Origin of the sequence: Salimicrobium salexigens (assembly GCF_900156705.1) — a bacterium.
Lineage (GTDB): Bacteria > Bacillota > Bacilli > Bacillales > Halobacillaceae > Salimicrobium > Salimicrobium album.
On sequence record NZ_FTOK01000018.1, the window covers coordinates 1 to 10,933 of the forward strand.

Here is a 10,933-nt window from a genome sequence, read left to right on the forward strand (position 1 = left end):
TACGTGGAATGGGGAAAGATTTTTGGTGACGAAGTATTAGCTACAGCTATCCTTGATCGACTCATTCATCATTCCACCACCTTTAATATTAAAGGGGATTCCTATCGATTACGGGAAAAGAAAAAAGCTGGCATACAGCCAACTAACCTACGGTGATATCAGGGAATTTGATTTCGTTGAAATCAGGGAATTTCAAACCGTTGTTGACACTAATGGTTGTTTCACATATAGATCAGGATCATATTTTAGGTGCATTAGCTTTTTTAGAAGAGAATAATCAAAAATCTTTTATAGAAATTAAAGAAATATGGCATAACAGCTATAGGCATTTGCAATTTGAAAAAGAAAAGGTGAAACGCATTTCTGAAGGTGAAGTAAGAATTTTAAAAAGTGAAATTGTTATGGGAAATTCTTTTAGAAATATGTTAGGAAAAGAAGGGGTTAGTAACGAAGATATTAGTGTAAAACAAGGTTCCACATTAGCATCGTTAATATTAGAAGGTGGATACCCTTGGAATAAATCTTTCGATGGTAAAGCAGTGAATTGTGAAAATAAATTTAGAGTAATGAAAGATAATTTCACATTAGATATACTATCTCCTAATACAAAAAAGCTAAAAAAATTATCAATAGAATGGTTAAGAAAGCTAAAGAAGCAAAAAATAAATTTTTCCTTAAGCAATGAAAAAATTTTCGATGATGCTTACGAATTTCATATGTTGAGGAAAGAGGAGCAAAAGATAAAAGAAAGTAATATTTCTAAAAGAAATGAAAGTGATATGGTAAGTGAAATAAAAGGTGCTGTTTCACAACATATAAATGAAGAAGTTGATGATTCTATAATAAATGGGTCATCCATTTCTTTTATCTTAGAATTCAATAAGAAAAGGTTACTTTTTTTAGCGGATGCCCATCCTGATCTCATTGTAGAAAATTTAACAAAAGCTGATAAGAAAAACTATAATATTGTTAAATTATCTCACCATGGAAGTAAAAGAAATACAACTACTCAATTAGCGAAAATTTTACACTCAGATATATTCTTAATTTCAACTAACGGTATTAGCAGGCATTCACATCCCAATTTCGACTCTCTTGCTAAGGTTATTTACTATCAAAAACAAAGGCAAAAGAGCTTTTATTTTAATTATGAAACTAATACTTCACAATTATTAGAGAATAGTAACTGGAAAAAAAACTATCATTATGATTGTTTTATATCTGATGGCTTTACTATTACGGAAGTAGAAATTTGAAAGGAAATTAAAAATATGAATGTAAATTTAAAAAATTCTATTCCTAAATTAATATGTGGGAATGAAACTGCTACCGCCTTTTTGATTTCAGAGAATATAGCTATGACTGCTACTCATGCTCTTGTAGATTTTTTTGAAGATAATCAGCCTGTAAGGCTTTATTTTAATGTGAATTCGAAAGTAGTAGAAACAAGTGCTGACCCTATCATATTGGAGGATTGGGAAAGACAGCAGATTATAGCTTTAAAATTAAAAAAGACAATTCAAGGGATAGAGCCTCTTATATGTTCTAATTTCAAGTTCACTAATTCCATAAATATGAAATGTGAAACTTATGGGTATCCACCTGCAAGAAGTGATGAAGGTACATTTATTGATTTACAAGTGAAAAACGAACACTTCGCTGAAGATTATAAATCACTTCCAACAGAATGGAACTTAGATTTAAAAAAGGAAGACGACATTAAAAGTTATGAAGGTGTGTCAGGAGCTCCAATAATTATAAATGGTTTCGCAGTTGGAGTACTTTTGAAACAAGTAGAAGAGAATGGGGAAGTAAGTAGACTATCTGCCGTAAGTTTATATTTGTATAGAGAGTCCTTTAATTGTATAGGTGTTAATTTTCTTGAGAAGGAAAATAATCCATTATACGCTCCCTACCTAAATTTAATGAAGCTTCAACTAGAACAACAACTTGAAAATACAATTTCTAGAATGTTAGATAAGAACTCTATAAATGATTCCGGTCTAGGATTTACCTTTAAATTCAATAGGGGAGATTCTCAAGGAAAAAAAGTCGAATCGTATATTGATTTACTCAGGTTAGATGAATCAGCTGTGATTCTATCTGAGCCTGGGGGAGGTAAAACATATTTGATGTCAATGTGGATGAAAGATATTATTGAAAATCCAATAATCAAAGAAAATAAAACACCTATTTTTCTAAAGGCAAGAAATTGGAAAAGATCCTTTCATACCATAGCTGATGGCATAGTTAATGAATTGAAGTATGCACTACCAAGGATAGAAGAGAGGCAAGTGGAACAAGATTTGTACAATGGGAATTTTTTATTACTTATTGATGGATTAGATGAAGTCTCATCTTCATTAGATTTATTAGTAGAAGAATTAATAAAAATATCTAAGTTAAATGGTACTCAAATATTAGTGACGTGTCGAAAAGAGAATTATCATAAGCAGTTTTATACACATTTCAGTGAATATACTATTAAAAATTTAGATGAGGCTGTTATTAGTGAATATATAAACAAAGAGCTAAAATTACCTGGATGGCAAGTATTGCACAATATTGAAGGTAATTTAAGAAGTTTGATTAAGAATCCTCTTTTTCTTTTCATGACGGTGTCAATTTTAAAAGTAACTGGATATAGGAGCCTACCTAAAAATAAAGCTGAACTTTATAATAGTTTCATAAGATTTCTTATGGAGGAACGAAATTATCAAAAAGGGTTGATGAAACCTTTTAGTATTGATTTATCAACTAAAGAACTAATATTATCTGAATATTCTGATAGGACATTCAGGGAACTTCCCGATATGAATGACTTTGCAGAGTCTGTAAGTGTATTTTTAGGTAGAGATAAAGTGGAACTAGCAAAAAGTGAATTATTAGAGACTGGATTAATAATTGAAGAAAATGGAGTATTATCTTTTTTTCATCCATCTTTTCATGAATATTTTTTGGCTTTTAAAATTTCTAAGTACTCAGATAGTGATCTTATTAACTTTTTGGAAAAATTCAACAAGAAAGAAGCTTATTATGAGGTGTTAATTTACTTAGCAGGGTTACTCCAAAAAAATAATAGGCAGGATATATTATTAGACTTTTTAGAAAAAACTAATTTATATATATATAGAAAATGTCTAGAAGCAAGATTTGACTTTAGTGAACAAATTAAGAAAGATTGGTCTAAGGACTATATGAATAAGTATTTTAGACAGGTCCGGAAGAGTTATCTACAATTAATTGAAAATCACTTTAGTGCTATCAGAGATTATTTCTATCCTTGGTACAGCCTGAAAAATAAAGCTCCTAGAGAAGGGAGTCAAATGAAATTAATAATAGTTGGGAGTATGAACTCTGACGTCCCGGCAGTTGATTTTCGTTTTTTACTGGGTGATAAAAATAGTGAAGAAGAAATTCCAGATGTAATCTTAGAGAAATATTCAAGTGGACCTGCGATGCTCACTAAAGATCCTAATGGTAACACCGTAAGTGTACCTATTAAATCCATGAGCAGCGGTAAACACTGGTTTATTAATTTAAATGCAACCGATATGGGTTTAGACTCAGCGAGAGAAGTAGCACTTTATTCCATAAAAAAACAGATAGCTGAAATTTTAGATAAAAAGACACTTTTTGATATGGAACCACTTGAAATGATGGTTATGCAAATAGAGAAAAACTTAAGTAAATTACCTCTTCATCTTTTTTCGGTAAGCAGTGAACGCCATAAAAGAAGACCATCTTTGTATAAAAATTCTTTAGATGAATTAGTTAATGTTTTAACAAAAGAAAATAAGATATTTAATTATGCAGATTCCTTGATGAATTCTATTTATTACAGTTCAGAAGATCCACTTCGTATGATTCTTTCAATATTAACATTAAAGAGATTAAATATTGAACCTAAACATTATTTGTTACCACCTAGTGATATTGGATGGGAGCAGCTTAATAAAGGTGGTGGATTTATTTGGGAACTGTGGAGTGACAAGCAACTTAGTAAAAGGATTGCAACATTCTATGAACATTATCAAATTTCGTATAGACACTTAGTAGAGAACACCTTTTATTCAATCAAGGAGTATTTACCTTTTTACTCCATTGGCCCAATAAGATTTAATGTTGCTTTTTATAGGGAAAAAACTTTCGGAGGTGGTGTGGAAGTAACTTGGGAGCCGGTAAAAAATATTAAAGAAATTAAAACAGTTATAGAACAAATACCTGAGAGAAAAAGAAGGGGGGAATCTGCCTTAAATAATGAGAGAAATAAAGAAATAAATGAGAGTTTAATTAAACTAGGAAGAAAAAACATGCCCTTTTTTAGTAAGAGAAATTCTGCTTTAGATAAACTTTTGCATGATGAGGAATTGAGAGAAGAGGTATACTCTCAATTAGAAAAAGATTTAAGTTATGTACTCGGTAAACTAAATTAAGTTACCTTTTCAAAAAGCATATTATGAGTCTCGGAGTAGAAAGCACTGTGATATATATTATTCTCTAAAGTGACATACTCTTTGGCATACTTTTTCTCAATTTTGATTATATCCTTTCATTCATGATAAAAGCGATAAGCCTTACTAAACTTATAATTGTCTTTGGTTTTGGATTTTATTCTTTATTATTTATCATAGGGAACATATGGGCGGCATGATGTAAGCTTTCCGCCTAACCCTTGATAGATAAAAGTTTTGAATGTTTTGAGTACGGGAAATTACTATCAATTAACAAAGAGCTAATTCCTTTTAAATAGGAATTGGCTCTTTGTATAAACTCTCTTAACGTGAGGCTTTGGGTGGTTGGCATACATCACATTTACGTTGGTTGTTATTTTTAAATTTTGTAAATGGTTTTTCAAAATTATTGCCACAGGAACACTTGAAAAGCAACTTTTGAGAGAAACCGTTGAATTCTGTCGATAATAACGTGCTATCTGAATTCTTTTCAACAAAGTCATTAATTTTACCGATTGTCCATCGTTTATTCATACTTTCACACCTCCTAATTTTATCATCTAGCGCAGGCTTTTCTTTTTATCCGTTCTATAATTTGTCCTAAGTTTGTTATTATACCATGATATAGCTTGTAAATGGAATTACAGGTTGTTTATCGTGAAACATTCCCTGATTCAGTTCCTTTACTTGTTTCTATTGTAGTTATTAATAGGTTATGAGTGAATAGTGGAAAGAGACGTACCATCATGATTGTTTCCAAGCTTTTCCTGACATATATGTACCATAAAAAAAGGCGGTCCTTTCGTTTGCTGATCCACTCGCAAACGTCAGAACCGCCTTTTGTTTTCCTTTAAATGAACTGCTTAATCTCTGCTGAAAATTCTTTCAGAACTTCCTGCGGTACCCAGCGAGAAGCCTGTTCGTACCTCACGAGTGTGCTGTTTGACAACTCTTTGACCAATCTTTCCGCCGTCTCTATGGGTTGGAATATATCCTTTGCTCCCCATAAGAGAAGAACGGGATGTTCGATGTTCGGCAGCTTCGGCGTGAGTGCGGTGGTTTCATTCGTGTTCAGGGCTGAAGCGTTGCGGACGAGACTCAATTGGCCTTCCTCATGTAAGTACGGTGCCATGATTCCCTCCAGGAAGGTGTCCGTCAACTGATCCTGTTGGATGAACATGTCTTTGTACGCACTTGTCAGGAAGGACTCCAGTTCTTCTAAGGAATCGTTTTTCCGTGACGGATGACCCATCTTCAACATAGCATCGATCGGCCAGGAATCGTAAGCGACGATGTTAGAGAAGACCAGCTTATTGATCCGCTCCGGTTTGTTCAGAGCAAGGTTCAATCCGACGCCTCCCGCTATATCGTGAGCTACGAGATTCACTTGCTCTAATCCGAGTTCGTCCATGAGTCTGATGACCATGTTCGCCTGGACGTGGAGAGAGCGGTCGAATTGATCGCGCTGATCGGACCAGCCGTAGCCGAGCAAGTCCGGAGCAATGACCCGGTACTCCTCCTCAAATTCAGGAATGACGCTCTGATACAGGTAAGATCAGGTCGGAATACCATGCAGCAGCATGATTGGTGTACCTGAACCTACGTCTGTATAGTTGATTTGGACCGGTTCGTCCACGATTCCGTCTAACGTGACGGATTGTTGTCTTTCTTTGAATGTTTTATGATCTACCATGATTCCATCCTCCTCTATGAGTTACTGTGTCGAGTCTTCCGTTTGGTTTACACGTGTTTTTCGGCGATGCTAAGATTTCTTCTTTCGGTTTAAATCCTACCGCCTGATCCACCAATTCTCCATCTTTGAAGAATAGGGGAGTGGGGACGCTCATCAATTCGTACTTTTGAGCGGTTTCTTTTTTCATCTATATCGACTTTTACGATCTTCATTCGATCTTCCTCTTCATCAGCGATCTCTTCCAATACAGGGGCGATCATTTTACGAGGACTACGATACTAATCGCTTATGTCTTGATCGAACGTTTTATCTGCTGCATTTTGGAATAGCTATATTCTATCCCTCCTAGTATCATTATAACTACTAAATTAATGTTTAGTGGTTAGAATGATACGGTATGTCATAATAGGTGTCAACCAGACCACATGTAAGGTAGTATGTTTATGCAAATCGAAGCGTTATATTCTCACGTAGTGGCTATATGCGTTTTCCCTACACCAGTTGGGCCTGGAAGAATAATGTTCTCACCATAATGTAAGCTTTCCTTAAACCTTGTGCCATCCGTACCTTCCAAAATTGGCAGGCGGAAATCATGAACAATTTCCTTTTTGATTACAATAATGACTTTGTGGAAGAATTGAATATCCAGACAAAAGTACTTATACGAAACATCTTTGGTTATCATCGGCGCGATCAGTTACAAGCCCATACACTGGTACATGTAGAGAATGACCCTACAATCCCCAGATTTGAAATGAGACCAATAAAAAAGACGCCCTTAAAAGGACGTCTTTTCGTATATTTGCGGCAAGAGACAGCACTCCACATAGTGCTTTGCCAAAAGGCGTGTCAATCTTGTCTTATGCAAATCAGCTCATCGCGAAATTTAGCATAACATATATTCAGGAAAAAGGGTAGGGCCTCGGAAATGTTTTGTTGGTCATAGTTTTCCTGTTTTTCAGCCTGTACTATGTCTTTTAGGTTTATTGGAACTCCGAGAATAAAAAAGCCGCACTCTAAAAATCAGGGCGCGGCTGAAACCTAATCAGTAGCAGACTGCCTCATCCAGATACACAATGTCAGTATCACGAGCGTCCGTAAGAGTAGCTGAATGATTTTCCGGATTGAACCATTTGCCGTACTTTATTTAAACGAAGCGAATCATATTTATCCAGGGCCTTCACTGCCGCATCTCCCTTTACACCTTTCGCAACACACTTACCTAATTCAGCAGCATCCTGCAGTGATTCGTTAAAGCCACTGGCGGTTATCGGTGCCGGCACATGGGCAGCATCGCCAATCAAAGCAATCCGTTCCTTGCCCAGATTGTCGGGGATGTATTCATTTATTGGTATGCCGGTGAGATTACGCGTTCGAAGAGCTTGTAGCGTTGCAGATACCCACGGTTCAGGCCATTTTGCATAAGCTTGTTCACTGAGTTTCTCCAGCGTCTCTTCCGGAATATCCGCTCCCTTAAGCGAATGATGCACGTTCACCAAAGCTAAAATTTCATACTTTCCCATCTTCAAATAAGAAGGGCAGCAGTCGCTATTGGTTTATTAGATAACCACGTCCTTTAATGGAAGTATGCAAGGTTGCTAAATGGAAATAAAGTGCCCAGTTTAAAGCAATATCTTTACTATTCGTCTTTTTTTGCGGTCTTCAAATTTATCTAAAGTGGTGGTCTTCATAGTCTCTAATTAACTCAATTGAAAATGAAATAGATAGAAGGAAATGAATTCTGTTTAGTTCGATGTATAGATGTATAAAGAAAGTTGTGTTAATATAGTAATAACAATAATAACTATATTGACAAGAGGTTAAGGTATTTCTTTTCTTGTCTAACGTAGGAAGGAGCGCTGAGGAAATGAGCGTAAAGAAAATAGATAAGAAAAATTACACCCGTAAAGTGAGCCAAGTTGGAAATAGCCTTTCCTTTAACCTTCCTAAAGAACTCACAGACTTGCTTGAGATTACAAAAGGGGAGGAACTTCAAATAACTTATAATGAAGATGAAGGTGAAATCGTAGTTAAAAAAACTAACTGGGTTCCAGAGGGGATTCGTCCAGAAATGTTGAAAGCTATGAACAGAGCCGTCGGTAAATATGATCAGGCACTTCGTAACTTAAAAGACAGGTAAGGTGGTTTTGTTTAAAGAATGAGCTATTTAAATGAAGAAGAAATAGAGTTCTTACATTACACTATTATGGAGTATTACGAAGACTCTGAGCAGGCTGGTGTAAAATCAATCGAAGCCTTTAAAGCAATGGTGGAAAGACCAAAAACGGAATTATTCGGTAAAGAACAATTCCCTACTATCTTTCAAAAGGCTTGCTGTTACTTTCATTCAATTGTGAGAGGTGGTCATATTTTCCATAATGGAAACAAAAGGACTGCTCTTACGGTTCTTGAGACTTATTTGAACATGAATGGCTACGAGCTTGCTTTCTCCAATAATCAAGCTGAGGATTTCGCCGTTTACGTTGCTACAGACGATAAGTTTAAGACGAATGAATGTATTGATTTGCTACTGGAAGAGCTATATGACTTTATTGAGCCGATGTATGGCAAGTTATAATCATGTGGTGCAATCAAAATATACAATCGAGAAAAAACGAGGAGGAGCTGCTTAGAAACAGTTCTTCCTCGCTTTGGTTGTGTGCCCGGCGTGAGTATAAAATTTATGCTCCAGTCCCGAACAGCGAAGGTCGTTGTAACTGTTAATCGAAGACGTGAGGTGGAATCTGTAGGAAGCCGTAGGTAAAATTCTGGACTGACGGAAAGAAACTGGATATAAAGCTGGGCCGAAATAGACGAGTTTGCCAAACACAACGAAGTCCGGTTCTGCCCGAATTTCTAAACACAGCAGTTTCACGGGAGGAAAGTTATAGATCTTACCCGGAGAGGTCTTATAAGGGATCCCGCCGCTAAATGTCGGAATAATAGTAATTTTACGTATTTTCGGAAGCATCTTCAATTTTGTCCGAGATGCTTTATACTGAAAACTATGGCAATAGATAAAAACGTTTTCAGCAGGAATACTCACTTCCGGTTTTATCTATATAACAAGAGAGGGGGAAATAGAATTGGCTGAAAAACGCCAGGGAATGTTTCAAAAAGGTTTGGATGGTATTGAATACATAGGAAACAAGCTGCCCCATCCGATTACGCTGTTTGCGATTCTGGCACTACTGGTGGTCGTGCTGTCTGCGATCGTTTCCAGTTTCGGGCTAAGTGTCGAGCATCCCGGGGAAGAAGGGAAGATGGTTGAAGTAAACAACCTTCTCAGTGCGGATGGTATTGAATATATTTTCTCCAGTATGACTGAGAACTTTATCGGGTTTGCTCCGTTAGGGGTTGTGCTGGTGACGATGCTCGGGATCGGAATAGCCGAGAGAACAGGGTTAATCAGTGCATGCCTGCGCGGCTTTGTGCTGTCTGTACCAAAATCATTGATCACGTATGGTCTTGTATTCGCAGGTATCATGTCCAGTGTCGCTTCTGATGCCGGTTATGTAGTGCTACCGCCACTCGGTGCCGTCATTTTCGCAGCGCTCGGCCGTCACCCGTTAGCGGGACTCGCCGGAGCATTTGCCGGTGTGTCTGCAGGGTTCAGTGCCAACCTGTTCTTATCTGCGACGGATCCCTTACTGGGAGAGTTGACGATCGATGCTGCTGCTATTATCGATCCTGCTTACGCGGAGACTATGAACATAGCGATGAACTACTACTTCATCTTCGTTTCCGTATTCCTGCTGACATTTGTAGGGGGATGGGTTACGGAGAAAATCGTCGAACCTCGACTCGGAGAGTATAAAGGCGAGTTCCGCGAAAAATTGGAAGGACTGGATGCTGCAGAAAAGAAAGGGCTTCTTTGGGCAGGTATCTCTGTCGTTATAGCGACCGTACTTATCGCTCTATTGATTCTTCCATCCGGAGCTCCTTTAAGAGGGGAAGATGGGGGCATTATACGGTCACCGTTCATGAGCTCACTCGTGCCGGTCATCACTATTCTGTTCTTTATTCCCGGAGTCTTTTACGGTATTGCCGTCAAAAACATCAAGAATGATAAAGACGTCGCCAATCAGCTGTCCGAAACGATGGCTTCCATGGGGATGTTCATTGTACTTGCTTTCACTGCCGGTCAATTCGTAGCCTACTTTTCGGAAACGAATATGGGGCTTGTGATCGGTGTGTACGGAGCGGAGTTATTGGGATCGGCCAACTTATCAGGGATTCCGCTAATCTTAGGATTTATTCTGGTAGCCGCTTTTATCAACCTGTTTATAGGAAGTGCGTCTGCAAAATGGGCAATGATGGCACCGGTATTTGTACCGATCCTGATGCAGCTCGGCTATTCACCTGAATTGACGCAGATGGCCTATCGTGTGGCAGATTCCACAACGAACATCATAACGCCTCTGATGACTTATTTCGCTATCATCATTGCGTTCGCTCAGAAATACGATAAAAACATGGGAATCGGGACGCTGATTTCTGTTATGTTCCCGTACACGATTTTCTTCCTTGTATCGTGGACCATCATGTTAATCGTCTGGATGCTGCTTGGCATAGACCTCGGACCAGGTTCTCCCATCCATTATTAGTGGGTCTAGCGAACAGTGAAAGATTATTTGAGCCATAGTCATCAAAAACCTCCGATTAGGTAGTGACCCCAAAAAGCTAGAGTATTTATTAGGAAGCTGATTGGCTGGTTTGAGTCCGGTATTGAATGGGACTCAAACCAGCTAATTTTGCTTTTATACGATCATGGTTGTAGTAATTG

At 37.4% G+C, this 10,933-nt stretch carries 12 protein-coding genes and 1 pseudogene; 7 read left to right on the forward strand and 6 right to left on the reverse strand.

The genetic code is table 11. The features are described 5' to 3' along the window. The 3 genes from BW931_RS12955 to BW931_RS12965 all read left to right on the forward strand — a co-directional run. Nucleotides 1-156: ATP-binding protein (locus BW931_RS12955; RefSeq protein WP_159435722.1), on the forward strand; the 156-nt coding region annotated here is incomplete at its 5' end. A gap of 56 nt (nucleotides 157-212) precedes the next feature. Further along, on the forward strand, nucleotides 213-1,256 hold the full coding sequence (locus BW931_RS12960) for a ComEC/Rec2 family competence protein (RefSeq protein ID WP_159435724.1): 1,044 nt from the start codon (nucleotides 213-215) through the stop codon (nucleotides 1,254-1,256). A gap of 15 nt (nucleotides 1,257-1,271) precedes the next feature. Then, complete coding sequence (locus tag BW931_RS12965; RefSeq protein WP_076572872.1) at nucleotides 1,272-4,436, forward strand: NACHT domain-containing protein; 3,165 nt, start codon at nucleotides 1,272-1,274, stop codon at nucleotides 4,434-4,436. Between the two features lie 342 nt (nucleotides 4,437-4,778). Here BW931_RS12965 and BW931_RS12970 read toward each other — a convergent pair whose 3' ends face one another. The 4 genes and pseudogenes from BW931_RS12970 to BW931_RS13740 form a co-directional block, all read right to left on the reverse strand. Continuing rightward, the gene (locus BW931_RS12970) at nucleotides 4,779-4,988 is read right to left on the reverse strand and encodes a hypothetical protein (RefSeq protein ID WP_076572874.1); all 210 of its coding nucleotides are present in this window, start codon (nucleotides 4,986-4,988) and stop codon (nucleotides 4,779-4,781) included. A gap of 316 nt (nucleotides 4,989-5,304) precedes the next feature. Then, nucleotides 5,305-6,003 (reverse strand): alpha/beta fold hydrolase, encoded by a 699-nt coding sequence (locus tag BW931_RS12975; protein WP_200802057.1) that lies wholly within the window; start codon nucleotides 6,001-6,003, stop codon nucleotides 5,305-5,307. 6 nt (nucleotides 6,004-6,009) lie between these two features. Further along, a complete protein-coding gene (locus BW931_RS13650) occupies nucleotides 6,010-6,147 on the reverse strand; it encodes a hypothetical protein (protein ID WP_200802056.1) in 138 nt (45 codons plus the stop codon). A 73-nt stretch (nucleotides 6,148-6,220) separates the two neighbouring features. After that, nucleotides 6,221-6,416 (reverse strand): annotated as a pseudogene (locus BW931_RS13740) (thioredoxin domain-containing protein); the annotation flags it as partial. A 290-nt stretch (nucleotides 6,417-6,706) separates the two neighbouring features. Between BW931_RS13740 and BW931_RS12985 the strand changes: the two are divergent. Continuing rightward, a complete protein-coding gene (locus BW931_RS12985) occupies nucleotides 6,707-7,042 on the forward strand; it encodes a transposase (RefSeq protein ID WP_268794173.1) in 336 nt (111 codons plus the stop codon). A 190-nt stretch (nucleotides 7,043-7,232) separates the two neighbouring features. On the opposite strand, the gene BW931_RS12990 is transcribed toward BW931_RS12985, so the two are convergent. Then, complete coding sequence (locus BW931_RS12990; protein WP_084193943.1) at nucleotides 7,233-7,670, reverse strand: FAD-dependent oxidoreductase; 438 nt, start codon at nucleotides 7,668-7,670, stop codon at nucleotides 7,233-7,235. A gap of 344 nt (nucleotides 7,671-8,014) precedes the next feature. Between BW931_RS12990 and BW931_RS12995 the strand changes: the two genes are divergently transcribed. The 3 genes from BW931_RS12995 to BW931_RS13010 all read left to right on the forward strand — a co-directional run bounded on the left by BW931_RS12995 (nucleotide 8,015) and on the right by BW931_RS13010 (nucleotide 10,754). Beyond that, complete coding sequence (locus BW931_RS12995) at nucleotides 8,015-8,287, forward strand: AbrB/MazE/SpoVT family DNA-binding domain-containing protein (protein WP_076572883.1); 273 nt, start codon at nucleotides 8,015-8,017, stop codon at nucleotides 8,285-8,287. Between the two features lie 18 nt (nucleotides 8,288-8,305). Continuing rightward, nucleotides 8,306-8,725 carry a type II toxin-antitoxin system death-on-curing family toxin gene (locus BW931_RS13000; RefSeq protein WP_008588010.1) on the forward strand — a complete coding sequence of 140 codons (420 nt, stop codon included), beginning with the start codon at nucleotides 8,306-8,308 and terminating at the stop codon, nucleotides 8,723-8,725. 508 nt (nucleotides 8,726-9,233) lie between these two features. Further along, nucleotides 9,234-10,754, forward strand: coding sequence for an AbgT family transporter (locus tag BW931_RS13010; RefSeq protein ID WP_076572887.1), 1,521 nt, complete (start codon nucleotides 9,234-9,236; stop codon nucleotides 10,752-10,754). An 88-nt stretch (nucleotides 10,755-10,842) separates the two neighbouring features. Here BW931_RS13010 and BW931_RS13015 read toward each other — a convergent pair. Further along, nucleotides 10,843-10,933 (reverse strand): IS3 family transposase (locus BW931_RS13015; protein WP_143541862.1); only part of this gene is annotated, 91 nt, incomplete at its 5' end.

Bases quoted from the DNA above. Each gene is read 5' to 3' on its own strand.
- BW931_RS13000 (WP_008588010.1), top strand. From the start codon at position 8,306: ATGAGCTATTTAAATGAAGAAGAAATAGAGTTCTTACATTACACTATT.
- BW931_RS12970 (WP_076572874.1), bottom strand. From the start codon at position 4,988: ATGAATAAACGATGGACAATCGGTAAAATTAATGACTTTGTTGAAAAG.
- BW931_RS12995 (WP_076572883.1), top strand. From the start codon at position 8,015: ATGAGCGTAAAGAAAATAGATAAGAAAAATTACACCCGTAAAGTGAGC.
- BW931_RS13650 (WP_200802056.1), bottom strand. From the start codon at position 6,147: ATGGTAGATCATAAAACATTCAAAGAAAGACAACAATCCGTCACGTTA.
- BW931_RS12960 (WP_159435724.1), top strand. From the start codon at position 213: ATGGTTGTTTCACATATAGATCAGGATCATATTTTAGGTGCATTAGCT.
- BW931_RS12965 (WP_076572872.1), top strand. From the start codon at position 1,272: ATGAATGTAAATTTAAAAAATTCTATTCCTAAATTAATATGTGGGAAT.
- BW931_RS12990 (WP_084193943.1), bottom strand. From the start codon at position 7,670: ATGGGAAAGTATGAAATTTTAGCTTTGGTGAACGTGCATCATTCGCTT.